The following is a 25,984-nucleotide window of genomic DNA, read 5'->3' as shown; positions in this document are numbered from 1 at the left end:
CAAATCGGATTAAGCCATTGCTTCGTCGTCGCTTTCCGTGTTCTCGAAGCGCGAGCGCGGCCACGTGATCTGCACCACCGCGCCATGGTCAGGGAACGTCCGGTTGCTGAACGAGATTCGTGCGCCTGTCCGTTCCAGCAGCGTGCGGGCAATGAACACGCCAAGGCCAAGCCCGCCATGCTGGCCGCCGGACTCTTCGCCCCGCCGCCGCGACAGATACGGCTCGCCGATCCGCTTGAGCATGTCCGGCGCGATGCCCGGGCCGTCGTCCGAGATGACGATCTCGACATTGTCCGCGTTCCACCACGCGTTGACCTCGACCGCCTCGCGGGCGAAGTCGACGGCGTTCTCCAGGATGTTGCCGACGCCGTAGAGGATCGCCGGGTTGCGCTTGACCACCGGCTCGCTGGTGCCGGCCACCGCGATGCGCACCTTGATGGCGATGCCGAAGTCGCGATGCGGCGCCACCGCCTCCTCGATCAGGTTGGTCATCGGCATCTGGTCGAATGGCGCGCCGCTGGAGGAGAGCTGGGTGAGCTTGGCGAGAATGTCGCGGCAGCGCTTGCTCTGTTCGGCGAGGGTGCGGATCTCCGCCGCCAGCGGGCTGGTCGGGTCCATGGTCTTCTCCATCTCGGTAGAGATGAGGAAGATGGTCGCAAGCGGCGTGCCGAGCTCGTGGGCGGCGGCGGCGGCGAGGCCGTCGAGCTGGGTGAGGTGCTGCTCGCGCGTCAGCACCAGTTCGGTCGCGGCGAGGGCGTCCGACAGCTTGCTCGCTTCTTCCGATACCTGGAAGGTGTAGAGGCTGGTGACGCCGATCGCGAGCACGATGGAAAGCCACACCCCGGTCATGTAAATCGGCGGCAGCGCCAGCGGTTCGTCGCTGTTCCAGGGCAGCGGCAGATGCACGAAGCCGAGCGCGGTGGCGCAGGCGATCGCCAGCAGTCCGAGCGCGAGCGTCAGGCGCGTGGTCAGCGCCGTGGCGGAGATCAGTACCGGCGCCAGGAACAGGAACGAGAACGGGTTCTGCAGCCCGCCGGTGAAGAACAGCAGTGCCGCGAGCTCCAGGATATTCAGCCCGAGCAGCGCCGCCGCATGCAGCGGGTCGAGCTGCCGCCGCGGGTTGAACGCCATCTGCAGCGACAGGTTCAGCAGCGCCGACAGTCCGATCACGGTGACGCAGGGGACGATCGGCACGTCGAACTCGAGGCCCTGCACCACGATGAAGATCGCCGCGAGCTGGCCGAGCACGGCAAGCCAGCGCAGGCGCAAAATGGTGTCGAGCCGCACGAAGCGGCGGCGGTAACGAAATTCGGGAACGGTCACGTCGGTCATGGCGGCGACCATACCCGCGCGGGCGAGCGGGGACAAACTGCCGGCTGGTCTCGTCGCGCGCTGCATTGTCGCGTCCCGGACGTCATCCCTCATGCTTGGATACGCTGCTGACGCCGCTCCTCACCGGGAGGGGTGACGTCGGATGTGGACCGGAGAGGTGCGATATTCTCAGCGTCATCACCGGGCCGGCGCAAAGCGCCGAAACCCGGTGATCCAGCTTCAAGCCTCGTTATACGAGAAGCAAGCTGGGTTGCCGGGTCAAGCCCGGCAACGACGCCATGGGTGTAGTCGGCGCCGAGGATCAACCGGAGAGCTGCAGCCTCGCATGCCGATGTACCCCTCATGGTGAGGAGCCCGGCGCAAGCCGGGCGTCTCGAACCGTGAGGCCGAAGCGCGCGTCTCCGGAGCTTCATGCTTCGAAACGCGGCTGACGCCGCTCCTCACCGGGAGATGTGACGTCGGATGTGGACCGGAGAGGTGCGATATTCTCAGCGTCATCACCGGGCCGGCGCGAAGCGCCGAGACCCGGTGATCCAGCTTCAAGCCTCGTCATACGAGAAGCAAGCTGGGTTGCCGGGTCACGCCCGGCAACGACGCCATGGGTGTAGTCGGCGCCGAAGATCAACCGGATAGCTGCAGCCACGCATGCCGATGTACCCTTCATGGTGAGGAGCCCGGCGCGAGCCGGGCGTCTCGAACCATGAGGCCGATGCGCGATGTGGGGGCCTCCATGGTTCGAGACGCGGCTGACGCCGCTCCTCACCATGAGGAGGGACGCGGGGGCGCCTCACCCGTCCTCCTGAGGTGCGAGCCAACGGGGCCGCGCGAAGCGCGGCGCGATGACAGGCTCCGCGAGCCTCGAAGGATGAGCGGCCCGCGTACTTGAACGATGCATGATCGCGGGCCGTCGCCCTTTGAGGGCCATGCTGCGCATGGCCACCTCAGGGTGACGGATTGGTGGGGCCCGGAGGGAGGTGAATGCCGCTGCTTCTGCCGCATCGCCCCTTTGTCGCCCCCCGCCTTGCGCTTCGCCGCGCGATGGCGCAAGGAACGAGGGTCATGACAGTGCACCAACCGGCGCCGCTCGGCCTGCCGGCGGCGGGCCCGGAGGGCGCGTCCGCCGCCATCGCGGTCGATCGCCTGGTCAAGGTCTACAAGACGACCCGCGCGGTCGACGGCATCTCCTTCACCATTCCCACAGGCTCGGTCACAGGCCTGCTCGGCGGCAACGGTGCCGGCAAGACCACGACCATCGCGATGATCATGGGCCTCGTGCTGCCGACCTCCGGCACGGTGCAGGTGCTCGGCCACGCCATGCCGCGGGAGAGCGATGCCGTGCTCGGCCGCATGAATTTCGAAAGCCCCTATGTCGACATGCCGATGCGGCTCACCGTGCGGCAGAACCTCACCGTATTCGGCAAGCTCTATGCGGTGGCTGACGTGCGCGCGCGCATCGCCGAGCTCGCGCATGAATTCGACCTCACCGATTTCCTCGATCGTCCCAGCGGCAAGCTGTCGTCGGGCCAGAAGACCCGCGTCGCGCTGGCGAAGGCGCTGATCAACCGCCCCGAACTGCTGCTGCTCGACGAGCCGACCGCCTCGCTCGATCCCGACACCGCCGACTGGATCCGCGGCCGGCTCGCGGATTATCGCAGGTCCACGGGCGCCACCATCCTGCTCGCCTCCCACAACATGCTCGAGGTCGAGCGGCTGTGCGACCGCGTCATCATCATGAAGCGCGGCCGCATCGCCGACGACGGCACGCCGGCCGGCATCATGGCGCGCTACAACCGCGACAATCTCGAGGAGGTGTTCCTCGATGTCGCGCGCGGCCGCGACCGGAGCACCGCATCATGAGCATCAGCGAGGCGCCCCGCATCCGCTCCGGCATCGCGCTGCATCGCGTCCGTGCGATGGTGCTGCGGCACTGGTATCTGCTGACGTCGTCGTGGCCGCGGCTGCTGGAGCTGGTGTACTGGCCGGCGCTGCAGCTCATCACCTGGGGCTTCTCGCAGGCCTACATCTCGCAGAACGCCGGCTTCTTCGCCCGCGCCGGCGGCACCTTCATCGGCGCGGTGATCCTGTGGGACATCCTGTTCCGCGGCCAACTCGGCTTCTCGATGTCGTTCCTCGAGGAGATGTGGTCGCGCAATCTCGGCAACCTGATGATGAGCCCGCTCAAGGTCAGCGAGTTCGTGCTGTCGCTGATGGTGATGAGCCTGATCCGCCTCGCCATCGGCGTCATCCCGATGACGCTGCTGGCGGTCGGCTTCTTCGGCTTCAATTTCTATGGCCTCGGCTTCGCGCTGGTGGCGTTCTTCTGCAACCTGATCTTCACCAGCTGGGCGTTCGGGCTCATCGCTTCGGGTCTCGTGCTGCGCAACGGCATGGGCGCCGAAGGCCTCGCCTGGACGCTGATGTTCGTGCTGCTGCCGTTGACCTGCGTCTACTATCCGGTGTCGGTGCTGCCGGTATGGCTGCAGTGGCTGGCGTGGTGCCTGCCGCCGACTTACGTGTTCGAGGGCATGCGCGCCGTGCTGATCGATCACGTGTTTCGTGTCGACCTGATGGTCGAGGCGCTTGCCATCAATCTCCTGCTGTTCGGCGCGGCGGTCGGCGTGTTCCTGGCGTTGCTGCGCTCGGCGCGCATCAACGGCGCCCTGGTGCAGACGGGAGAGTAGATCGGTTCCTGCACGCCCGGCGTGCGCATTCGCGCCGGCGCCGGCTCCTAACGTCCTGAAATAACGTCAGGAATGCTGCCGCACCTCGGGGCGGGAGCCACAGCTAGCCCCCAATCGACACCATATCCCCCATTAGTTCGAATTCAGCATTGACGGGGTGTCACGGAGGGGACACTTTGCCGCAACGCGAAATAGAATTTCAGGGGACACCATGCCGATAGGTGAATTTGGCGGCGCGCCGGAGCTTCCCGCAGAAGATAGTCCTGCGCTGACCACGCCGATGTACTGGATGTACGAGATGGGGCAGGCGTCGCTCAATCCCGCGCGCGCGGTGTTCGACGCCACCAAGCTGATGTTCTCCAACCCGTTCAATCCATGGGCGCACACCCAGGTCGGCAAGTCGATCTCCGCCGCCTGTGAGGTGTTCGAGCGCACCACGCGCCGCTACGGCAAGCCGGAATGGGGCCTCAACGACACCCAGGTCAACGGCATGCGGGTGCCCGTCGAGATCAAGACGGTGTGGGAAAAGCCGTTCTGTCGCCTGCTTCATTTCGAACGCAAGCTGGTGAAGCCGCTGCGCACGCCGCAGCCGCGCGTGCTGCTGGTGGCGCCGATGTCCGGCCACTACGCCACGCTGCTGCGCGGCACGGTCGAGGCGCTGCTGCCCGGCCATGACGTCTACATCACCGACTGGGCCGATGCGCGCATGGTGCCGCTGTCCGCCGGCCGCTTCGATCTCGAGGATTACGTCGATTACATCATCCAGATGCTGCACGACCTCGGCGGCGACATCCACATCATGGCCGTGTGCCAGCCGTCGGTGCCGGTGCTGGTCGCCGCCGCGGTGATGGAAGCCAACAAGGATCCGTTCGTTCCGGTGTCGATGACGCTGATGGGCGGCCCGATCGACACCCGCTCCAATCCCACCGCGGTCAACAAGCTCGCGGAAGAGCGCGGCATGGACTGGTTCCGCGGCCATGTCATCACCAAGGTGCCGTTCCCGCACCCCGGCTTCATGCGCGATGTCTATCCGGGCTTCCTGCAGCTCAACGGCTTCATCAGCATGAACCTCGACCGCCATGTCGATGCGCACAAGAACCTGTTCGCCAATCTCGTGAAGGGCGATGGCGATCTCGTCGACAAGCATGTGCAGTTCTACGACGAGTATCTCGCGGTGATGGATCTCACCGCCGAGTTCTACCTGCAGACCGTCGATCAGGTGTTCGTGCGTCATCTGCTGCCCAAGGGCGAGATGCGCCATCGCGGCAAGCTGGTGCAGCCCTCCAAGATCGAGCGCATCGCGCTGATGACGGTGGAAGGCGAGAACGACGACATCTCCGGCCTCGGCCAGACCGAAGCGGCGCATCGCCTGTGCAGCGCCATCCCGATGGATCGCCGCGTGCACTATGTGCAGAAGGGCGTCGGCCACTACGGCGTGTTCAACGGCTCGCGCTTCCGTTCGGAAATCCTGCCGCGCATCTCCGACTTCATGGTGTCGTCGGCGCATGGCCGCTCGGAGCAGGCGCCGCAGCCGGTTCCGCTGCCCCGGATCGGCGCCGCGGAGTAACGCATTACCGAAAACGCTGATTTCACAGCTGAATCGGCCGCGCGGCCCGTTGCTCTCGCAACGGGCCGCAACTCTTTGAAACAGCTGGCGGAATCCAGCCGTCGATTGCGGCGGCGGGGTGAATCATGAATCATCCAAAATGCCTGGGAACCCGCGAAAAGATTGAATCTTGAAGTCGGTTCCGAACCTCTCCATGTGGCAGACAGCTTCACGCTCTCTCCTATATGTTGGGCAAATGATTTGTTTCTGCGCCGAGAAATTCTGGTGGCAGCGGATGTGGCAGACTCCGGAGGAATTACTCGACCCCGGATCTTCCGACATGGCTACGCGTGCCCTTCTTTATCGGCGTCCTGCCGAGCCACATGCGATTGCAGTCAAGGTTGGCTCGGCCATCTATTCGGTGCGGCTGCGCCGGCATCGCCGCGCGCGCCGTTACACGCTGCGCATTCATCCCAGCGACCGTGAAGCCATTCTCACCATGCCGCCGCGCGGCAGCGTTGCGGATGCGCGCGACTTTGCGCAGCGTCACGGCGCCTGGATCGCGGCGCGGCTCGGCGGCCTGCCCAAGGCCGTGCCGTTTTCGGCCGGCATGACCGTGCCGCTGCGCGGCATGCCCCACCGCATCGTGCATCGCGCCGGCGAGCGTGGAACCGTGTGGACGGAAACACGTGACAGCGGCGAGCGCGTTCTCTGCGTCGCCGGCGGCGTCGAGCATATCGAGCGCCGTGTCGCCGACTTCCTCAAGCGCGAGGCGCGGCGCGAACTCGCCAAGGCGTCGCAGCGCTACGCCGAGGAACTCAATGTTCGCATCAAGCGCATCACCATCCGCGACCAGTCGAGCCGCTGGGGCTCGTGCACGTCGGCGGGCATCCTGTCGTACTCCTGGCGGCTGATCCTCGCGCCGCCCCATGTGCTCGACTATCTCGCCGCCCACGAGGTGTCGCATCTCGTCGAGATGAACCACTCGGCGCGCTTCTGGCGCGTCGTCGAGCGCATCTGCCCGGCGACGTCGCGCGCCAAGACCTGGCTCGACACCCACGGCAACGACCTGCACCGCTACGGCGTCGACGAGTAGGGGCGCGGCCTTGTTCCGTGTGGTGAAACCTGTCTCCTCATGATGAGGAGCGCGGCAACGCCGCGCGTCTCGAACCATGAGGCCAGACCGCTGCGGCTCGGGTTTGCAACGGCGCTTGTCGCGGGCTGGCGGCGCCGTGGCCTCATCCTGCGGGACGCCCGCGTTGCTGGCTCCTGAGAGCCTGACCGAAACAGCAATCACCGATCCAAATTTTTGTCGTCGCCGGGCCTGTCCCGGCGACCTCGATCAGGAAGGCACTGCGTCCCTCAGCGAGGTGGCCGGGACAAGCCCGGTCCCGACAGAGAAAGACGGAAAGCGCCGTCACTTCACGGTCCCCTGACGCTTTTTTCGGTCAGACTCTCGGGATGAGGCGAGCCGCGCTCAGTCGATCGGCGGCGACCAGGGCGCCGCGTCGGCGGCGGACTGGGCTTTCAGCGATACCGGGGCTTCGCCGACGATCTCGGCGAGGGCGCGCAGCGCCTCCGGCACGCCGGTGCCGGTGGCGCCGGAGATCAGCAGCGGCGTCTTCTTCGCCGCGCGCTTGAGCCGCTTGACCTGCTCTTTCAGCTCGTCCGGATCGACCGCGTCGATCTTGTTCAGCGCCACGATCTCGGTCTTCTCGGCGAGACTCTCGGCGTAGGCCTCGAGCTCCCCGCGGATCGTCTTGTACGCCTTGCCGGCATGCTCGCAGGTGGCGTCGATGAGATGCAGCAGCACGCGGCAGCGCTCGACATGGCCGAGAAAGCGATCGCCGAGGCCGGCGCCTTCATGGGCGCCCTCGATCAGCCCGGGAATGTCGGCGAGCACGAATTCGCGGCCGTCGATGGTGACGACGCCGAGCTGCGGGTGCAGCGTGGTGAAGGGATAGTCGCCGATCTTCGGCTTCGCCGCGCTGACCGCGGCGAGGAAGGTGCTCTTGCCGGCATTGGGCAGGCCGACAAGGCCGGCGTCGGCGATCAGCTTGAGCCGCAGCCACAGCCAGCGCTCCTCGCCGGGCTGGCCGGGGTTGGCATGGCGCGGCGCGCGGTTGGTCGACGACTTGAAATGCGCGTTGCCGAAGCCGCCATTGCCGCCATGGGCAATGGTCATCTTCTGGCCGACGGTGGTGAAGTCGGCCAGCAGCGTCTCGCGGTCCTCGTCGAACACCTGCGTGCCGACCGGAACTTTCAGCACGATTTCCTTGCCGTTGGCGCCATGGCGGTCCTTGCCCATGCCATGGGTGCCCTTGGGCGCCTTGAAGTGCTGCTGGTAGCGGTAGTCGATCAGCGTGTTGAGGCCGTCGACGGCCTCGATGACCACGTCGCCGCCCTTGCCGCCGTTGCCGCCGCTCGGCCCGCCGAACTCGATGAACTTCTCGCGCCGGAACGCGACGCAGCCGTTGCCGCCGTCGCCGGAGCGGATATAGACCTTGGCTTCATCCAGGAATTTCATGGCGGTCAGGTACCACAGATCGCGCCGCCGTGCCTACCTTTCCGGCCAAAACGGCGCTGAAACCGCCGCAAGCCGCGGTTTTCGGGCCGGAACGGCCGCGGTGGGCGCGGGATGGCGCCGCCGTCCTATTTTGCCGCCGCGCGGCTGTCGAAGCCGCTCAGCACCGCCAGCGTCATGGCGGTCACCCCGGTCTCGATGGTCGGCTGCGGCACCGGGGCGAATTGCGGCGAATGGTTGGCGGCGAGCGGCGGTCCGCTGCCGTTGCGCGCCGCCGCCACCTGGTCCGGCGCATACACGCCGATGTTGAAGAACATCGACGGCACGACGGCGGCGAATTCGGAAAAGTCCTCGCTGGCGGTGATGGCGGGCGATGGCCCGGCGTTGTCGCCGAAGCCGGCCTTCAGCACGCGCTCGGCGCGCGCGACCACGGCGGCGTCGTTCATCACCGGCTTGGTGCCTTCGGTGATCTTGACGTCCGGCGCCGGCGCATCGGCCATGGCGGCCACCGCCTTCGCGGTGCGCTCGATGCCTTTGAACAGTCTGGCGCGGACCTCCGGCTTGTAGGCGCGGATGGTTCCGGCGATGAAGGCGCGGTCGGGGATGATGTTGGCGGCGGTGCCGCCGTGGATGGCGCCGACCGAGACGACACCGAATTCGGTCGGGTCCTTTTCGCGGCTGATGACGCTCTGCACGTCCACCACGAAGCGCGACGCCATCATCACCGGGTCGATCGTCGCCTGCGGCACGGCGCCATGGCCGCCGCGGCCGTGAAAGGCGATCTCCAGCAGGTCCGAGCTCGACGAGCCGATGCCGCTGCGATAGCTGATGTGGCCGTAGGCGCCGGGCCCGTCATGCAGGCCGAACGCCATGTCGGGCTTGCCGAAGCGGGTGAACAGGCCGTCGTCCAGCATTGCCTTCGCGCCGGTCACCTCTTCCTCCGCCGGCTGGGCGATGAACATCAGCGTGCCGTGCCAGGCGTCCTTGAGGTCGAGCAGCGCCTTCGCCGTTCCCACCCAGCTCGCCATGTGGATGTCGTGGCCGCAGCTGTGCGCCACGAAGGTTTCGCGCCCGTTCCACGTCGTCTTGTCATGGCTGGCGTAGGGCAGTCCGGTCTTTTCCTCCATCGGCAGCGCGTCGAGTTCGGTGCGCACCATGATGGTCGGCCCGGGCCCGTTGCGATACAGCGCGACCAACCCGGTCTTGCCGATGCCCTCGGTCACCTCGAAACCGAGCGCGCGCATCTGCGCGGCGAGCTTGGCCGCCGTCTTCACCTCCTGGAAGGCGATCTCCGGATGGGCGTGGATGTCTTTGTACAGCGCATCGAGCGCGGGATATTCGCGCGCCAGCGTTTGCGCCACCGCGGCCTTGACGCGCGGCACGTCGACCTCCGCGCGCGCCGGCAAGCACGCGCCGATCATGCCGGCAACGGCGATCGCCATGGGCGTCATCAAGGTGACCGCGCGCCGGGACATGGCGGCGGGGCGAGGCGTGCGACAATGATGCATCTGATCGATCTCCGGCGGGCATGCGATCATCGAAGACAACCGCCGCCGCCGTCAATCCCGACGCGCGATGCGAAGCGGATTGATCGTGGATGGCCTGCGGTCTATCCAGGGGCCGTCTTGCTCAAATGTGAGCGCAAGTGTGATGACGCGAGGCGCATGCATGCTCCGTCATCCTGAGGTGCGAGCCAACGGGTCCGCGCGAAGCGCGGCCCGATGACAGGCTCCGCGAGCCTCGAAGGGTGACGGATGACATCACGGATCGCTCCAGAGCATTGCGCTCGAAGTCCATGCTCCGCGCCGTTGCTCGGCCCGGATTTCACCTGAGGACCCCGCCATGACCGTGATGGACAAGCCGCAGGCCGGCTCCGCGCTGGCCGGCATCGGCCTGATGCTGGTGGCGGTGGCGCTGTTCTCGTGCGGCGATGCCATCGGCAAGTTCATGGTCTCGACCTATGCGGTCGGCCAGCTCCTGTTCCTGCGCGCCTGCGCCGCGTTTGTGGTGCTGGCGCCGATGATCCTGCGCCGGCGCGACGCGTTCGTCGGGCTGGAGCGGCCATGGCTGCAGCTGCTGCGCATCGTGCTGTCGACGGGCGAGGTCGGGCTGTTCTTCCTCGCCGCCGCCTATCTGCCGCTCGCCGACGTCATCACCTACTATCTCGCCGCGCCGATCTTCGTCACCGCGGCGTCGGCGATCTTCCTGCGCGAGCATGTCGGCTGGCGGCGCTGGACCGCGGTCGGGGTCGGCTTTTTCGGCGTGCTCGTCGCGCTGCGGCCGTCCGGCGCCGGGCTCGGCTGGCCGTCGCTGATCGCGCTCGGCGGCAGCCTGTCGTTCACCACGTTGATGCTGATCACCCGCAGCCTGCGCAGCACGCCGGACATCGTGCTGGCCACCAGCCAGTTCGCCGGCACCTTCACCGTCGGCGGCCTGCTGACGCTGTTCGCCTGGGTGCCGCCGACGCCGCGCGACGTCGGCCTGTTCATGCTGGCCGGGGTGATTTCGGTGACGGCGCTGCTGTGCCTCAACCGCTCGCTCAAGCTCGCCGCCGCCAGCGTCGTCGTGCCCTATCAGTACACCATGATCATCTGGGCGGTGATCTTCGGCTATGCCGTGTTCGGCGAGGTGCCTTCGCACGCGACGCTGATCGGCGCCGCCATCATCATTGCCGCCGGGCTCTACATCTTCCTGCGCGAGCAGGCGATGGGCCGGCAGGCCGAGGCCCTCAACCCGCCGCCGGCGTGATGCCGCGCGCGGCGGCGAGACGCTGCGCGCGGTGGTCCTCGAACTGCCGCAGCATCAACTCCGGCCCGACATGGGACAGCTCCGTCGCCGCCGCCTCGGCCGCATGGGCCGCGGGCTCCTCAACGCGCGCGAACATCTCCGTTTCATGGCGGCGCACGGCGGCGCGCCAGTCGCTGTCTTCGGCGAGGTGACGGGCGAGCTCGGCCGCGTCCAGCATCGCCATGTTGACGCCGTCGCCGCCGAACGGGGACATCACATGGGCCGCGTCGCCGATCAGCGTGACGCCGTCGCGCGCTGGCCAGTGATGGCCGATCGGCAGCGCATAAATCGGGCGCGGCACGATGTGATCGTTGCTGGCGGCGATCAGCGCACGGAACGGCGCCGCCCAGCCCGCGAACTCGGCCGCCAGCCGCGCGCGCGCGGCGGCGGGGTTGGCGAAGTCGAAGGTCGCCGCGGCCCAGTCGGTGGGCACGCGGAAGATCGCGTAGCCGCGCAGATGGGCGTTGCCGTTGCGCTGCACGATCAGGCTGCGGCCGTCGCCCTCGGCGCCGATCTTGCCATGCCCGACCAGGGCCGCGAGCGCGGGGTGGCGCGCATCGGCGTTGTCGATGCCGAACTCGATGAAGGTCAGCCCGCTGTAGTGCGGACGATAGGCCGACACCAGCGGCCGGATTCGCGACCAGGCGCCGTCGGCGCCGACCACGAGGTCGAACGGCCCCGCGGTGGCCTCGTCGCATACGAGATCGAACGCGCCGTCCGCCCGTGGCCGCGCCTCGCGCAGCCGCCGCGACCACTGCACCATGCCCGGCGGCAGCGACGCCAGCAGCACCTCGCGCAGCGCGGTGCGGTCGACCTCGGGGCGGTCGGCGTCCGCGGCATCGTCGTCGGCGAACAGCAGCTCGCCGCTCGGGGCGTAGATCCGGCTGCCCTGGTCTTCGTAGCGCGCGATCCGCCGGAATTCCGCGGTCAGGCCGGCGCGCGCCAGCGCCAGCTGGCCGCCGTCGGCATGCAGGTCGAGCGTGCCGCCCTGCGGCCGCGCTACTGCCGGGTCCTCGCGCTCGAACACCGTCGGGGTCATGCCGGCGAGATGCAGCAGACGGGCGAGGGTCAGGCCGGCGGGGCCGGCGCCGACGATGGCGATGCGGGGCGAAGCGGACATGGCGGAACCTCGGTCGATTTACATAGGGGCCTATATAATAAACATAGGGACCTATACAAGATTGCTGTGGTCGCGTTAGATGGCGGCCTGCGGGCCAACGGTTGGTGCTGGAGCGATCCCGCCTGCGAGGCCCGGATGGCGAATGGGAGAGCGCAAGCGATGCGGCGGACGAACGGGACCAGGGCGCGCGGCGGCGTCAAGCGCGGCAGCGCCACGGCCGATCGCGCGGCCGGAGAGCGTGCCAAGGGACTGCTTGCCAAGGGACTGCGCGCCAAGGGACCGCGCACAGCCGCGGATCCGGCCGTTGCCGCGCCGGCCGCAGCGGATCGCGCCGATGTCTTGAACGTTGGCGCGCGTGCGCGGGCCGAGGTGACCGATCCTGCCGCCGCCGGTCTCGACTGGGATCTGCAGGCGACGCCGGCGCCGCTGGTCAACAGCGCGGCGCGGGCGCTGACGCGGCTTGCCGAGCGCCGGCTCAGGCCGCTCGGCCTCAGCGCGTCGCAGATGCCGGTGCTCTATCTGCTGCGCGATGGCGGCGCCGTGGCGCAGAAGGATCTGGCGCGCTTCGCCCGCATTGAGCAGCCGTCGATGGCGCAGCTGCTGGCGCGGATGGAGCGCGACGGCCTGATTCGCCGCAGCCCCGATCCCGCCGACGGCCGCAGCAGTCTCGTGTCGTTGACACGGGCCGCCCAGGCGAGGCTGCCGGCGGCGCGCGCCGCGCTGAAGACCGGCCGCGCCGACATGCTCGCCGGCTTCGCCAGCGAAGATGTCGACACGCTTCGCCGTCTTCTCATCCGCCTCAACGACAACCTCGCGCGCATGGTCGAGAGCGAGGCGGAAGACTGAGGGCGTGAGGTCGGATGGTGCACTGAAGTGCGAGGATGATCGGCTGTCTCTGTCATGCCCGGCCCGCGCGATCCGTCTGCGACGGACTGCAGCGCTTTCGCCCAGACACCTGGCATGAGACGTTGGCGGTGCTTTGATTGCCAAAAGGCAATCAAGGCGCACCGCACCAGCGCCCCGCGAGCGAGATGAAGGCGCCCGCGCGAGCGCCTTCATTGGGACATCACCGCCGCGTGGCGATGCTCCAGCTCTTGAGCGAGGCCCACACGCTGCGGTCGAGGCGGAAGCGGTCGACCGGGGTGGACGAACCCAGTGCCAGGAAGCGATGCAACTCGACGCCGGTCCACTGGAAGCCGCACTTCTCCAGGATGTGGCGCGACGCCGGATTGACGACGCGGGCGCCGGCGATCACCTGCTCGATGGCGAATTCCTCGAACGCATAGTCGATCACGGCGCGGGCGGCCTCGGTGGCGATGCCCTGGCGCCAGTGGTCGACGCCGAGCCAGTAGCCGAGCTCCGGAGTCTCCGGCTGCGACCAGTCGAGGCCCACCATGCCGACGGGCCGGCCCTTATGCTCGATCAGGAAAACGGTGTCGCGATCGGTGGCGGCGACATGACTGATAAAGGCAATGGCGTCGTCGGCCGTATACGGATGCGGCACGCGACGCAGGTTTTCGGCCACGCGGCGATCGTTGACGAGGCACGCGATGGCTTTTACGTCCGCGAGGGTCGGTTGGCGCAACACCAGCCGGGCGGTCTCGAGGACGACGCTACTTTCCTCGCGCAACGAAGATGTGGGCAGTTCCTGCAACATGTGATGCTCCTTGGGGCTTGGTTTTCGCGCCGCTGCCTGCCGGTGATCGGGAGGCGCTGGACGGCGCGAAACGAAGAAGGGGAGGCCGGTTGCCCGCCTCCCCTTAGGAGCTTTGAGCGCTCCGCCGGTTCAACAGGGCCGGCGGACGCGATATGTGTCCACCTGGTTATTCGGCGGCGGCAGCGACAATCGGGAGGACCGAAATGTAGGTGCGGCCCCGGCCTTTGGCACGGAACTCGACGCGGCCTTCAACCTTGGCAAAGAGGGTATGATCGGTCCCCATGCCGACGTTGAGGCCGGGATGCCATTTGGTGCCGCGCTGACGCGCGATGATGTTGCCGGGGATGACGTGCTCACCACCGAACGCCTTGATGCCCAGGCGCTTGCCGGCCGAGTCACGACCGTTGCGCGATGAACCGCCTGCCTTTTTATGAGCCATGGCTCGTCTCCGAATTCGTTCGAATGTTTAAACCGATTCCGCGAAGGAATCATTTCACATTTTGTCACCGTCGCCTTCAGCGGCGCCGGTGCGGAAGAACAACGCGTCGGCGCCGATTACTCGGCGGCTTCCGCGGTCTCGGCCTTGGCGACCTTCGCCTTCTTCGGGCGCGGACCCACGGTGGGGGCCTTGCCGTCGGCGAGGATCTCGGTGATGCGGACCAGCGTCAGCTCGTCACGGTAGCCGCGCTTGCGGCGGGAATTCTTGCGGCGGCGCTTCTTGAAGGCGATGACCTTCGGGCCGCGCTTGTGGTCCAGCACCTCGGCGGCGACGGATGCGCCGGCCACGGTCGGGACGCCGAGCACGGGCGTGTCGCCGCCCAGCACCAGCACTTCGGGGAACTGCACGATCGTGCCGACTTCGCCGGCGATCTTGCCAATCTCGAGCACATCATCCGGGACAACGCGGTACTGCTTGCCGCCGGTTTTGATGACTGCGAACATCGTTTTCATCCTTCGTGTTCAAACCCGCGCCTTCGGATGTCCGTGGACCTCCGGGCCGGCTTCTTGTCAGTCGTTGCGAATGTTGCGTTTGGCGCCGTGTCGCATGACAAACATGACAAGTCGGGCGAGCCAAAACAAACGGCGCGAGCAAGCCCACGCCGGATGACGGGCGTTATAAAGGCTGAGCCCCCCGAGTCAAGGCGATTCCCCGCCAAAAGCCCTCGCAAATGAAGGATTTGGCCGTGGTTTGGGGGTGTTCGGCGAGTTCCAGGTTGCTGGTGCCTCCGCCCCCCGTCATTCCGGACGCCGCGCAGCGGCGATCCGGAATCTCGCAATGGTTGAACTCGGCGAGGGGGGGGGGGGCACCGAGATTCCCGGTTCGCGCCTGCGGCGCGCCCCGGAATGACGCCGTGGGTGGCTGCGCGCAGCAGCCGCACCTCCATGGTTCCGCGCCGCCTCCCATCTCAGCGTCATCACCGGGCCGGCGTGCCAGCGCCGTGACCCGGTGATCCAGCTTTTGGGCCTTCCGTCGTGCGGCGAACAAGCTGGATGGCCGGATCAAGTCCGGCCATGACGCCGTGGGTGGGGCGAATGTCGAGAAACGAAATATTATCAATTGGTTAGAAATCATTCCGCGCCAATTCCGCTTTTGTATGTCCCGGCCAGTCCGGAGACATCGCCGACACCCGTTCGGACACATCCCCGACACCCGTTCGGAGACATGGCCGACACCTCGGATTGGGCGGCAGAACTGCCCTTCCGGCGCCTTGGCCGATCGGGGACCCCGAGCCCGCCAACCCTAACCGCACCCACGCGGCCGCCTCCCTCCCGCCCCACGCAACCATCCGGTTCCCCCGCCGTTGTCCAGCGCACGCGGAGGGACTGAATGGCTGAGGACATGACGACCGCCGGCATCGGCCGGCACGGGGCGGAGCGGCTGCCGTCGGTGGACATCGACAGCTACAACATCGAGATCAGGGATGACGACGGCTTCCTCGGCGACCGTGCCAGCAAGGGCGCGTTCGTCGATCTGCTCGACGCCTGGCGCAAGCCGCTGCGCAAGGCGGGGGAAGACCCGTTCGGCAAGACGCCGTCGAACGAGATCAGCAAGAAGGATCTCGACAAGGTGCTGGTCGGCGACGATGCCGCCGCCGCCGCACTGGTGCACAGCGCCATCGAGGATTTCGCCCAATCGCTCGCCCATGTCACGCGGCGCTTCCTCAAGACCAAGGCGTGGGCCGATACCGAGGTGATCGTGGTCGGCGGCGGCTTCCGCCAGAGCCGCATTGGCGAGCTCGCCATCGCCCGTGCCGACATCGTTCTCAAGGCCGAGGGCACGAAGATCGATCTCGTGCCGATCCGCTTTCATCCCGATGAAGCCGGCCTGATCGGCTGCGCGCATCTGGCGCCGTCATGGATCTTCGAGGGGTATGACAGTCTGCTGGCCATCGACATCGGCGGCTCCAACATCCGCTGCGGCGTGGTCGAGACGCGGCAGAAGAAGACGCCGGACCTGTCCAAGGCCAGCGTCTGGAGCTCCGACCTCTGGCGCCATGCCGACGACGAGCCGACGCGCGAGGGCGCCGTCCGCAAGCTGGTGAAGATGCTGAAAGGCCTGATCGCCGAGGCCGACACCGCGGGCCTCAAGCTCGCGCCGTTCATCGGCGTGTCCTGCCCCGGCGTCATCGATGGCGATGGCTCCATCGAGAAGGGCGCGCAGAACCTGCCCGGCAACTGGGAAAGCAGCCGCTTCAATCTGCCGCAGGAGCTGATGTCAGCCATTCCCATGATCGGCGAGCACGACACCGTGGTGCTGATGCACAACGACGGCGTGGTGCAGGGCCTGTCCGAAGTGCCGTTCATGCAGGAGCGCAGGCGCTGGGGCGTGCTCACCATCGGCACCGGCCTCGGCAACGCCCGCTTCACCAACCGCAGGAAGGACGACGACAAGGCGCGCGAGAAAGAGAAAGGCAGGGATAAGGACGACAAGCCGGCTGATGAGAAGGGCAAATCCGACAAGGACAAGAACGGCAAGGACAAGACCGCCAGGAGCAAGGACGCCGGCGACGGCAAGGCGGAAGGCAAGACCGACGCGAGGGCCGAGAAGAAGAATGGCAGGAAGAGCTGAGGGCGGGGGGGGGGGCCCACTCCCTCATGGTGAGGAGCGCGGCGCAGCCGCGCGTCTCGAACCATGAGGCCACGGCGCCTCCCAATTCTGTAGCCGGCATGAGCGCAGCGACATGCGGGTCACCCCGGCGGCAGCAGGTCTGCGCCCACAATAAGGAATGCCCAAGAAGGAATGCCCAAGACGCCCGCCGATTCGGCGACCCCTCGACCGCCCGCCTGCGCAGGGCCGGCGTCCGCGAGCCCCTCTGCGCCGTCAAAATCCCGCCCTGCAGCCCCGTTCCATGGCTTCGAAGCCCCTTTCAGCCCCGCAGACCGCGATTTCCCGTCCGCTCGCCGCAAAATCACCCCGCCGGACGCCTTGTCTCGCCGGGAATCCTCGCATAGAACACCCCCCGCAACCCGGCGGGCCACCCCGCCGCTTCGGCCCCGCGGAGAGGTGGCAGAGTGGTTGAATGCACCGCACTCGAAATGCGGCATAGGTGCAAGCCTATCGGGGGTTCGAATCCCTCCCTCTCCGCCAGTTCTGGCCGCGCAGATTGTGCCCGACAGCCTGCCTCTTTCTGGCCGTATCCGACGGACTGCCTGCGGCCGCGCGCCGCGTGATCAGACGGACGTCAGAACCTCTCGTGCATCAGCAAGAGCAGTCGATGCGATGGGCTCGAACCGATCCTTGATGCTCAGCGCCGAAATCGCCGCGTTGACGAAGTCAGGCTTCAATCGCTCCATGGCGCGGAGCGTTTTGGCGACATCATCCGGATGGTCTCTCAGCGCGCCGACAATGGCGCTGCGGTCGTGCTTTGCCGCCACCGCGATATCGAAGATATCGCGCGGCTTGATGGTCGCGCCACGATAGCAGATCTTCTTGGCAATTGATTTCGGCAACGGTTTCCAGCGCGATATCCTCGCCCTGGACTGTCTGCGTCATGGTCGGTTTGGCGGTCACGGCCTGTCCGACGATGAAATCGATCTCCCCGATTCCCGCGAACGCCAGCTTGAGAAATTTGCTGCCGTCGCCGCCATAGTCGGACGGCGCGATCTCGAACTGGAAATCGTGCAGCCTGGGATCGAGAAACGACAGGAGCTGTGCATCGGGGAGGAAGATGTCGATGTCCTGGCTGTCGCGATGATCGAGCTGCAGCATCATCGCGGTGCCGCCGCCGAGCGACCATGAGTCGATCACAACGTGTTCGGCATTGACCTGGCGGATCAGCGCACGGGCGATGCGCAAAAGGCGCGCCCAGTCGGGTCCGTTCGTGCTCATCCCGCGAGCGGATAGGATTCGCCGGAGTAATGGGCGAATGTCTTTGCGGCGGTCACGAGGTCGGCCTCGCTGATGTCAAACGCGCCGGCGAAAGCCTTCTGCGCAGCCGGTGCAACCTCGCCGAAAAACGCCGACATCTGCCCCGCCCAGGCCTGGGCTGCTGCCGGATGCTTGAGACAATAGGCGAGTGTCTGCGCGTCCAGTTTTTTGCTGTACGGCGCATTCACGGTCGTCAGAACCGACGCGGGAAACATGCTTATGCTCTTCAGCCGTCTGTAGGCGTACCGCAGTCCTTCGTCGTTAAGATGGCGCAGCGTTGGGGGAAGTCAACGGGAGCGGTGTCGCCTGAGGTCATTTCTGGGAGTGTGATGTGCTAGTAAGTGCATGATTCCGTAATGTTTTTCGCGCGTTTCGTCCGTCCGGGGAGCTTGATCGATATGACGGTGGCGCAGCACTCAGCTGCCGTCTCGCTGCCACAGGTATTTTGGTGTGCAATGGAGCAGCCTGAATGAGACGGATGCGCCCTGTCCATTTGAACCGGTGAATACTTGGTCAAAGCTGATGGCATTGGTGGAGCATTGCGGGTTGGATTCCGCGGAATAATGCTCGTCGCGTTCGCAGCTGAGATGATCTCACAGTCAAGTGCCGCATCGCCTCTGAGTTGAAATGCAGTTGCATTGCGAATTCCGAGCACGATAGATGTTGAGGGGGAGCTACGGGGGCTAATTTTGGACGCGTTGATTGAAACCGGCATCTTTGTCCGGGATATCGTGCTGGCGGTCGCAAGCTTGCTTCGCCAAGAGTTTGTGCCTGGTCTCGTCAGCTTATCATTGCTGGTTGTCCTCATTTTTTGTGTTTTGCGTTTTGCATTGCAAACGTGGCGTCGTGTTGCGGCACTTCATCGTCTTGGCAAAGAGATCACGCACTACACTGATGCGGCGGAGCTTAGCGCCGGCGTCACGGACGTCGATCGTAACGTGAATGATTTCGGTACCTCTGGAGCGAAAGGTCGCGTTGCTTCAGCGTGGAGGGAGTTTCGCGAGACGCTTGTGTCTCATGAAGAGGATGGGCAAGTCATTCTCCGTAACTCCGTGCGTCCTTCGGCTTTCTTCAATGTCGAGGATATTGGGTTTTCCCCAGGATTTTGGCGCTATGTGCCCAGTCTGTTCGTGTCGGTTGGATTGTTGCTGACCTTTCTCGGCTTGGTTTCTGCGCTTGAATCCATTGTGCCTCCGAAAGGAGAAGTGATCGGCAACGACCAGCTCAGCACATTGCTTTCCGTCGCATCGGCTAAATTCATCATGTCGTTGACGGGGCTGCTGTGCTCGATCTTGTTCACGGTCGTACTGCGGATGGGAACCGCGCGGATTGATCTCGCATCCCATGACGTGACCGGGAAACTTGAGGAGCGTCTGTCCTTCATCAGCCTCGAGTCTTTGGCGATAGAGCAACTGACTGCAGTGCGGGAGCAGCGGGAGCATTTTCGCCGCATTGGTCTCGAGTTGGTGGCCGAACTCGGCCGTCCTCTGCGCGAGGATATTCCGCGCGCGATTTCGAGCAGTATCGAAACGGCTATGGCACCTCTGCTAGCCCAGGTCGGTAAGGCTGGCACCGAAGGTGTTGGAGTACTGGTCCAGGACCTGTCGTCCCGTTTCACTGCCGACGTCAGTCAAGCGCTTGGTGCCGCGAGCGAACGTCTCTCAGAGGCCGGCGACCGCATTGCCCAACTGTCGGAAAGAATGGACGGCAGCTCAACTCGCGTAGGGCAGGAGCTTGATGGCGTTGTATCGCGCATCGCGCAGTCGATGGAGGCCATCCAGGTTACGTTGACGGGGGCTGCCGAAAGTACCGGTAATGCTTTCAACGAAGGCACCGAAAAGCTTTTGGCTGCCATGAACACGACGCTTGAGAGTATTCGCGACAATACGTCGGAGGGTGCTCGCGCTCTCAGCTCAGCTGCGAACGACCTCAAGGACGCTGGGCAGGCGTTTCGTGAACAAATGGGGGATGCGGCTCGCGATGGTAGTGCGGCCGCACGCGCTCGTATCGAGGAGACAGGGCAGCAGATTTCGCGGATGGCAGAAGAGTTGACGTCGAAAGCCAGCCAGCAGTTGATGTCGCCCCTCGGCGAGATTGCAGCGCAGATGGAGCAGGTCTCGAACCAGGTCGCGGCGGTGAGTGGAGATCTTCGTGCTTTCTCGGAGGGCGTCCGATCTGGAGCGGACGCCACGGTTCGGGCGGCTGGCGCCTTCCGCGCCGCGTCTCAGGATCTCGTGGAGGCAGCCTCACCTGTGCGCGGCACGGCCGAGCGGATGGAGGGAGCCCTCCGCCATCTGGCTGAGAGTACCCAAAGTGCTTCCAGCGCCGTGACGAGGTCCGCGGAAACAACGGCACGAAGTGCTGCCGACGCCCTCGCGGCAGCCCAGGCCGTGATGACGGGCAAAGCGAAGGCCGTTGAAAGCACCTTGGATGGCATTTCTGTGATGCTCGGTCGGCTCAAAGGCCAAGGTGATCGTATCGATGACATCGACGTCAAGCTCGGTAAGGCGTTCGATACCTATACGTCGAGTGTGGCGAGCGCCGTTGATGGAATGCGGCTGCACGTTCAGGAACTGCAGCAGAGGCTGGCGCCGGCGCTGGATACTCTCAGGACCATTGTTGATCAGGCTGAGCAGTTCGCTCCGCGGTCTGGGAGGCCATGATGCGCGGCGCCTTCCGTCGACAACAACGGGAAGAGGAGGAAGAGTCCGTTTTCGTATCGATGACGGACATGACGGTGAGCTTCCTCTTCATTACGATGATTTTGCTCGCGTTCTTCGCCAGCCGTTTCAATCCGAAGGAGAGCGTTCCCAAGGTCGATTATGATCGCGTCGCGCGGGAACGGTATGACATTGCGGTCCAATTGGTGTCCGCCAAGGCCAAAATTGCTGCGCTCGAGGCAGAAGTCGAGCGGTTGATGGCGAAGCTCCGCGAAAAGGATCCACTCGAGGAATATCTGACGAGGACGTCGAACGAGCGACGCAAAATTCTGCAGAAACTTCAAGATCAGATCAAAGTCGATTTTCCAGACCTTCAAGTGGTTATCAGCGAAGAGAACGATGCACTGCGTTTCCAGGGAGATGGCTTGTTCCAAAGCTCCCAGAGTGTGCTGCGGCCCGAACGTAAAGCTATCGTCGAAGCCATCGCATCAAGGCTCGAGACGATTCTTCCCTGCTACACGCTTGGCAGCAAATCCACCTGGTCTGACGGCTGTAACACGGGCTCAGCGATCATTGAAGCCGTGCAGATCGAAGGACACACAGATTCAACTGGCGATGATATCGGCAATCTTCGCCTGTCGACAGATCGTGCGAACTCGACATTCATCGCCATGACAGGGCGCGAGCCAGGATTGGTCGGTCACCTGAATTTCAAGGGACAGCCGGTGCTTTCGGTTGCTGGTTATGGAAAAATGCGGCCCGTCGCCGGCAATGATACATCGGCTGGACGCGCCACGAACCGTCGGATCGATCTGCGTATCATCATGTATACGCCGAGCCGTTCTGGTGAAATTGAGAATATCAGAAAGTCCCTGCGTTCGGGGCTGGTCGTGGAGGGGAGATGAGCCTCTTTGCGAAACTGAACCGTTCAAACGCGTACAGGGCGCCGAATCTTGCCGTGCCAGCCGACCTGGTCGCTGCGGCAGAGCGCGTCCTGTCGCGTTGGCCAGATGTCGTTGCTGATCCTCCCGAGAACGATCGCGAGCGCCTGGTCATGGAAATGCTCCGGCGGGTTGAGCGCTGGGATTGGCGCGGCGTTCGGATGTCGTTCGTGGCTTCAGCCGCCCGTGCCCTGTTCGATCCCGAGCGCCGGTCGCGAACCGCCTTGAAGTCGCTGCGGCGCTTTTACTATGAAGAAATCGAAGCTACCGACAGCAAGAGTTTTCTCGCTGCGATGATGTCTGTCTACCTGGGGAGCTACGAGCCTGAGGCGCCCCACACGGTGGCCCTGGCTCGAGCTTTGACGAGTGCTCGGTCGCGTTTGGATGCCCGATCGCAATCCCTTGTGCATGGAATTCCGCAGGTGTTGGACCCCTTCAGGGGAGCAGAAGCCATTGCCGCTTTGATGCTGCAGATGCCCGATGCCTGGCACGGTCTACGCTCCCTCAACATCCGTAGCCCCCATGCGCCAGGCATCATGGATTTCGCCCATCTCGCGTTCGTCCGTCGTTTGGCCGGAAAGCTTGATCGCCCCGCGGAAATTGACCGATTGCTACGTTGGCTGAAGCCCGAGGGGCAGTCACCACGTGCGACGGGCGCAGCCGCGGCCATCGAGGCGCTTCTCACCCCCTGGCGAGATCGGGATCCTCCAGAAGCGCTTCAGCACGATCTGACGACAAAGCTGGTCGGATACTATGATGATCCGCGCGTGAAGCGGCATGCCAGCGGCTGGGCTGGGGTATCCGAAGAGCTTTTGTCGATCCTGCTTCGGTGGTTGACTGGCGCGAATATCAAATTCTTCCTCGAGATCGTGTCCGCGGTTGAGGACAGTCATATGTGGGCGCCACGCGAAAAATTCTGGCTTGGCTTATACAATCAGAAGCGGATTGATGCTGCGTGGGTTGCGTTTAGTGACGATGGGGCTCGGTTGGCCAACGAAAGATCTGCGAACAAGCCGATTCCGTTCGGTCGTCAGATTGTTGGTGGCAGGCGGTCGAATACTTCCCTTCTGATTCTTAAGGTTGGACGTAAGATCCTGGTCGAGGGATCGCATAGCTACCGGATTCACGTCTTCGACGAGAGAAATCCGCATGCGCCCAAACTCTATCAACCATCGTACGACTGCGATGCAATTCTCCGTATAGACGGCGCACAAGCCAGGGTGCACCTCGGAGATTGGCAGGGATGGGTCCTGGAGAGGATTTAGCGGCAATGAATCTGGATTGCACATACTCGGAAGATGGTGTCAGTCTGAAGTTGCCGCGTGCCAAGGGGGCGATGCTCGCCCGATTGATGTCGGGGCGTAAGAAGGACCTTAGGAAGCTCTCCTCAGCCGACGCGGATCTCCTGTATGCGATTGGAGATTTAAAGGCCTTTGCTGAAGATGCCCCGGAGGCCCTGACAATCCTATCCGACGAGATTCGCATGTCGCACCGACTCGCAGCGCGGTTGGATGGTAAAGCAGCGCGAATTATCGGATTGCCGCCGGTCGTGGATCTTATCTTCCGCACCGATGCCGAAGGGGTGTTGGGTTCACGGTCATTCAAGCTTCGATATCAGTGGGTCAAGAACGGCCAGCTGCAATATCCCCGCCGTATTGGCTGTATTCTTGACACAGCCAGTGGTCCCCGTCGCCTGCCGGAATGGCTCCTCGAAGCCGTCGAGATTGCCGAACAGTTGACGGCGGAGGCAGGCGATGCCGAGCAGTGGGAGGCTTTGGCGAGGTTTCGGCGCGCGCTGGAGCCTGGCGCCGACATGAGCGCGCGGGATGCGGCCGCTCGCATTTCAATGACCGACTTTCTGTCAGGTCTCGAGGTTCGGCTTACCGACGGCTTTTCTCTCTCGCCGAACGAGGACGGGACTGATTTCGAGGTTGTACCATTCTCTGCGGAGAGATTGTCCAGTCAAGGACTGGTGCCCGACAATGGTGATGTGAGCGAGCGCCACGGAGAATTGGACCCAGCTAGGTTGAAGATCTTTCAGCGGCGAGTCCGGGATCGGGGGGCCATGTCGGCATACCGGATCAACCCGGGGAGCTACCTGGTCGTGGACCGTGCGGCGTTGCCGGCTTTAGAGGCGATCGCGTCGATGCAGCATGCCCCCACCGATGAGCGGGCCGCGTTCATTCGAAATCCGAGGCCGAAGATTGATGAGGCAATCGAGAGAGCCCTCCGCCGTCGAGGCGAACTCGATGGAATGGATCCAATCGGCGTCGAGGATGCAGTAGAGCGGGCGGCTGGCCCAGTTCTCATCGAAACAAAGGAGTTTTCGGAGCGGGTCATCGGGCTGAAAGTCTTCAAGGGGCAGGACGCTGTCTTGAGCAGCGAGAACTTCACGACATGGCTTCCAGAGGACTACGCGCGTCGTTTCGCCGACTATCTCCAGAACAGCACCAGTGAGCAACTGGAGGAGCTGCGAGAACGAGTCTCTGCGGCGATGGAGGCTGGCGAAGAATCTGTACAAGCCGATGATCTCGAAATCCCCGCCAGAGCGGAGGCGGTATCGGCAATTGATGCTCGGTTGTCGCAGCCCGAGTCAGCTCCTGACGAGCCCGAAGGCTTCAATGAAGCGGCAGGGCCGGTGGTCCTGGAAACAATCACGAATGAGTCGGAGCTCCGTTGGATCGCGAAGCTGAAGCCGCGGAAGCGCGCCGTATCTGAAGATCACCCTGCAGGCATTCGTACGCCCCTCAAGCCTCACCAACTGGAAAGCCTCGATTGGCAGATTGCAGCATGGAGTGCCGGCCTGCCTGGTGTGCTCAATGCCGATGAGCAAGGCTTGGGTAAGACGCTGCAGACGATCAGTTTTCTCGCCTGGCTCAAGGCGCACATGGAAAGCAGCAGTGAAGACCGTGGTCCGGTTCTCATTGTCGCGCCGACTTCACTGTTGCTCAATTGGGAGCAGGAAGTAACCAGGCATCTGGAGGAGCCGGGCCTTGGTCATCTGATCCGGCTCTACGGCAGTGGCATTGGAGCGCGCAAGCTCTCTGGTTTTCAGGGGCGCGACATTGACGGTGGCGAAGCCAAAATTGATTTTGGATTTTTACATGAGGCGATCCAGGAAAGGCGTGCTCATCGCTTCTGGATGCTGACTACATACACAACGCTCGTGAATTATCAGCATTCACTCGGTAAGATTCGGTTTGCCACGGCTGTTTTTGACGAGATTCAGGCGCTGAAGAACCCGTTCAGCATGCGAGCGCTCGCCGCGCGTGGCGTCAATGCGGATTTCCGGATCGGTTTGACCGGAACGCCGATTGAGAACGGTACGGCGGATCTCTGGGCGGTCATGGATCAGATCGCGTCAGGTTGTCTGGATGCTCTCGAAGGCTTCAGGCAGCGCTATGGCGTACCAACTGCAGACGGCATGTCAGAGCTACATCAAAAAGTATTCAAGTCTCATGGTGGCTTGCCGCCGCTTGCTTTGCGCAGGCTGAAGTCGGATGTCGAGAGTGGCTTGCCTGAAAAAGCCCGCATGATCCATCCCAGACTCATGCCGAAATATCAGTCGCTCGTTTATGATGACGCAAAATTGAAGCTTGCCCAAGGCGGCGCCGGTGCGGCCCTGAAAATGCTCCATCATATCCGAGCGGTGTCGGTGCATCCGTCCCTTGACGAAGGGTTGTCAGATGCTGATTTCATTCCCGCTTCGGCAAGGCTGCAGGCTGTGTTCGAGATATTGAAGGCAATCGAGCGCAAGGCCGAGCGGGCGCTCGTCTTCATCGAGCATCGGCGAATGCAGTATCGCTTCATCGAATTGATCAAAGCCCAGTTCGGTCTTGATGGGATCGACCTCATCAATGGCGATACGCCGATCAAAAAGCGGCAGGAGATCGTCGATCGATTCCAGGCGCAGCAGGGGCGCGCCGGCTTCGATTTACTCGTCCTGGGGCCAAAGGCTGCTGGAACCGGGTTGACGTTGACCGCTGCGACCCATGTCATCCACCTCTCCCGTTGGTGGAATCCGGCCGTCGAGGAGCAGTGCAATGATCGGGTGCATCGCATCGGGCAGACGAAGCCGGTAACTGTGCATGTTCCGATGGCTGTTCATGCAGCTTATCGCGAGCATTCTTTCGATTGTCTTCTGCACAGCCTCATGCAGCGCAAGCGCAACATGGCTGAATCCGCATTGTGGCCCATGGGGGATACAGAAGCCGACGCCGCGGAACTTCAGCGGATGGTCGCTGAAGGCAACGCCTCAAGCGCGGCTTCAGCTGATCCTGTGAAGGGCGCGATGGCCGCGATGTTCGCGCGGGATGGCGCTCCGCTGCCGCCCTGGCAGGCTGACGGATCGCTCAAACTGTAGGTTT

The 25,984-nt window shown here is 64.3% G+C and carries 21 protein-coding genes and 1 tRNA gene; 12 read left to right on the top strand and 10 right to left on the bottom strand.

The genetic code is table 11. The features are described from left to right. Nucleotides 1–9: 9 nt before the first annotated feature. A complete protein-coding gene (locus tag JQ639_RS34210; protein ID WP_211968969.1) occupies nucleotides 10–1,332 on the bottom strand; it encodes an ActS/PrrB/RegB family redox-sensitive histidine kinase in 1,323 nt (440 codons plus the stop codon). 1,059 nt (nucleotides 1,333–2,391) lie between these two features. Here JQ639_RS34210 and JQ639_RS34205 point away from each other — a divergent pair. The 4 genes from JQ639_RS34205 to JQ639_RS34190 all read left to right on the top strand — a co-directional run bounded on the left by JQ639_RS34205 (nucleotide 2,392) and on the right by JQ639_RS34190 (nucleotide 6,655). Continuing rightward, nucleotides 2,392–3,189, top strand: coding sequence for an ABC transporter ATP-binding protein (locus JQ639_RS34205; protein WP_211968970.1), 798 nt, complete (start codon nucleotides 2,392–2,394; stop codon nucleotides 3,187–3,189). After that, a complete protein-coding gene (locus tag JQ639_RS34200; RefSeq protein ID WP_249123454.1) occupies nucleotides 3,186–4,013 on the top strand; it encodes an ABC transporter permease in 828 nt (275 codons plus the stop codon). Before JQ639_RS34205 ends, JQ639_RS34200 begins: the two co-directional genes overlap by 4 nt. A 211-nt stretch (nucleotides 4,014–4,224) precedes the next feature. Continuing rightward, complete coding sequence (locus JQ639_RS34195; protein WP_211968971.1) at nucleotides 4,225–5,580, top strand: polyhydroxyalkanoate depolymerase; 1,356 nt, start codon at nucleotides 4,225–4,227, stop codon at nucleotides 5,578–5,580. A gap of 235 nt (nucleotides 5,581–5,815) precedes the next feature. Then, nucleotides 5,816–6,655 (top strand): M48 family metallopeptidase, encoded by an 840-nt coding sequence (locus tag JQ639_RS34190; RefSeq protein WP_211968972.1) that lies wholly within the window; start codon nucleotides 5,816–5,818, stop codon nucleotides 6,653–6,655. A 381-nt stretch (nucleotides 6,656–7,036) separates the two neighbouring features. On the opposite strand, the gene obgE is transcribed toward JQ639_RS34190, so the two are convergent. Together obgE and JQ639_RS34180 are read right to left on the bottom strand one after the other, a co-directional pair. Beyond that, nucleotides 7,037–8,086 (bottom strand): GTPase ObgE, encoded by a 1,050-nt coding sequence (gene obgE, locus JQ639_RS34185; RefSeq protein ID WP_211968973.1) that lies wholly within the window; start codon nucleotides 8,084–8,086, stop codon nucleotides 7,037–7,039. 125 nt (nucleotides 8,087–8,211) lie between these two features. Then, nucleotides 8,212–9,525 (bottom strand): amidohydrolase, encoded by a 1,314-nt coding sequence (locus tag JQ639_RS34180; protein ID WP_249123455.1) that lies wholly within the window; start codon nucleotides 9,523–9,525, stop codon nucleotides 8,212–8,214. 400 nt (nucleotides 9,526–9,925) lie between these two features. Between JQ639_RS34180 and JQ639_RS34175 the strand changes: the two genes are divergently transcribed. After that, nucleotides 9,926–10,831 (top strand): DMT family transporter, encoded by a 906-nt coding sequence (locus tag JQ639_RS34175; RefSeq protein ID WP_211968975.1) that lies wholly within the window; start codon nucleotides 9,926–9,928, stop codon nucleotides 10,829–10,831. Here the strand turns inward: JQ639_RS34175 and JQ639_RS34170 are convergent. Further along, nucleotides 10,812–11,990 carry an FAD-dependent oxidoreductase gene (locus tag JQ639_RS34170; protein WP_211968976.1) on the bottom strand — a complete coding sequence of 393 codons (1,179 nt, stop codon included), beginning with the start codon at nucleotides 11,988–11,990 and terminating at the stop codon, nucleotides 10,812–10,814. The two genes, JQ639_RS34175 and JQ639_RS34170, sit on opposite strands and share 20 nt — an antisense overlap. Nucleotides 11,991–12,149: 159 nt before the next feature. Here JQ639_RS34170 and JQ639_RS34165 point away from each other — a divergent pair, with 159 nt between their 5' ends. Continuing rightward, on the top strand, nucleotides 12,150–12,836 hold the full coding sequence (locus JQ639_RS34165) for a MarR family winged helix-turn-helix transcriptional regulator (protein ID WP_211968977.1): 687 nt from the start codon (nucleotides 12,150–12,152) through the stop codon (nucleotides 12,834–12,836). 220 nt (nucleotides 12,837–13,056) lie between these two features. Here JQ639_RS34165 and JQ639_RS34160 read toward each other — a convergent pair whose 3' ends face one another. From JQ639_RS34160 to rplU, 3 genes are all read right to left on the bottom strand, one after another. Next, entirely contained in the window at nucleotides 13,057–13,647 is a 591-nt protein-coding gene (locus JQ639_RS34160) for a GNAT family N-acetyltransferase (RefSeq protein WP_211968978.1), read from the bottom strand. A gap of 166 nt (nucleotides 13,648–13,813) precedes the next feature. Continuing rightward, a complete protein-coding gene (gene rpmA, locus JQ639_RS34155) occupies nucleotides 13,814–14,086 on the bottom strand; it encodes a 50S ribosomal protein L27 (RefSeq protein ID WP_211968979.1) in 273 nt (90 codons plus the stop codon). A 116-nt stretch (nucleotides 14,087–14,202) separates the two neighbouring features. After that, nucleotides 14,203–14,589, bottom strand: coding sequence for a 50S ribosomal protein L21 (gene rplU / locus JQ639_RS34150; RefSeq protein ID WP_211968980.1), 387 nt, complete (start codon nucleotides 14,587–14,589; stop codon nucleotides 14,203–14,205). 886 nt (nucleotides 14,590–15,475) lie between these two features. Here rplU and JQ639_RS34145 point away from each other — a divergent pair. Together JQ639_RS34145 and JQ639_RS34140 are read left to right on the top strand one after the other, a co-directional pair. Beyond that, on the top strand, nucleotides 15,476–16,717 hold the full coding sequence (locus JQ639_RS34145; RefSeq protein WP_211968981.1) for an ROK family protein: 1,242 nt from the start codon (nucleotides 15,476–15,478) through the stop codon (nucleotides 16,715–16,717). A gap of 429 nt (nucleotides 16,718–17,146) precedes the next feature. Continuing rightward, nucleotides 17,147–17,236 (top strand) — tRNA-Ser (locus tag JQ639_RS34140). Nucleotides 17,237–17,319: 83 nt separating this feature from the next. Here JQ639_RS34140 and JQ639_RS34135 read toward each other — a convergent pair. From JQ639_RS34135 to JQ639_RS34125, 3 genes are all read right to left on the bottom strand, one after another. Then, on the bottom strand, nucleotides 17,320–17,523 hold the full coding sequence (locus tag JQ639_RS34135) for a hypothetical protein (protein WP_211968982.1): 204 nt from the start codon (nucleotides 17,521–17,523) through the stop codon (nucleotides 17,320–17,322). Further along, nucleotides 17,465–17,857, bottom strand: coding sequence for a hypothetical protein (locus JQ639_RS35860; protein ID WP_502748201.1), 393 nt, complete (start codon nucleotides 17,855–17,857; stop codon nucleotides 17,465–17,467). Before JQ639_RS35860 ends, JQ639_RS34135 begins: the two co-directional genes overlap by 59 nt. A gap of 116 nt (nucleotides 17,858–17,973) precedes the next feature. Continuing rightward, on the bottom strand, nucleotides 17,974–18,231 hold the full coding sequence (locus tag JQ639_RS34125) for a hypothetical protein (RefSeq protein ID WP_211968984.1): 258 nt from the start codon (nucleotides 18,229–18,231) through the stop codon (nucleotides 17,974–17,976). 474 nt (nucleotides 18,232–18,705) lie between these two features. Here JQ639_RS34125 and JQ639_RS34120 point away from each other — a divergent pair, with 474 nt between their 5' ends. From JQ639_RS34120 to JQ639_RS34105, 4 genes are read left to right on the top strand one after another with little or no spacing between them, the layout of a single operon-like run. After that, nucleotides 18,706–20,679 carry an anti-phage protein ZorA-like protein gene (locus tag JQ639_RS34120; RefSeq protein ID WP_249123456.1) on the top strand — a complete coding sequence of 658 codons (1,974 nt, stop codon included), beginning with the start codon at nucleotides 18,706–18,708 and terminating at the stop codon, nucleotides 20,677–20,679. Next, nucleotides 20,679–21,581 carry an OmpA/MotB family protein gene (locus JQ639_RS34115; RefSeq protein ID WP_211968985.1) on the top strand — a complete coding sequence of 301 codons (903 nt, stop codon included), beginning with the start codon at nucleotides 20,679–20,681 and terminating at the stop codon, nucleotides 21,579–21,581. The genes JQ639_RS34120 and JQ639_RS34115 overlap by 1 nt, the downstream gene beginning before the upstream one ends. Beyond that, on the top strand, nucleotides 21,578–22,882 hold the full coding sequence (locus JQ639_RS34110; RefSeq protein WP_249123457.1) for an EH signature domain-containing protein: 1,305 nt from the start codon (nucleotides 21,578–21,580) through the stop codon (nucleotides 22,880–22,882). The genes JQ639_RS34115 and JQ639_RS34110 overlap by 4 nt, the downstream gene beginning before the upstream one ends. A gap of 5 nt (nucleotides 22,883–22,887) precedes the next feature. Further along, the gene (locus JQ639_RS34105) at nucleotides 22,888–25,980 is read left to right on the top strand and encodes a DEAD/DEAH box helicase (protein WP_211968986.1); all 3,093 of its coding nucleotides are present in this window, start codon (nucleotides 22,888–22,890) and stop codon (nucleotides 25,978–25,980) included. Nucleotides 25,981–25,984 lie beyond the last annotated feature (4 nt).

Origin of the sequence: Bradyrhizobium sp. U87765 SZCCT0048, assembly GCF_018131225.1 — a bacterium.
Classification (GTDB): Bacteria; Pseudomonadota; Alphaproteobacteria; order Rhizobiales; family Xanthobacteraceae; genus Bradyrhizobium_A.
This window is presented reverse-complemented; position numbering and strand designations above follow the sequence as displayed.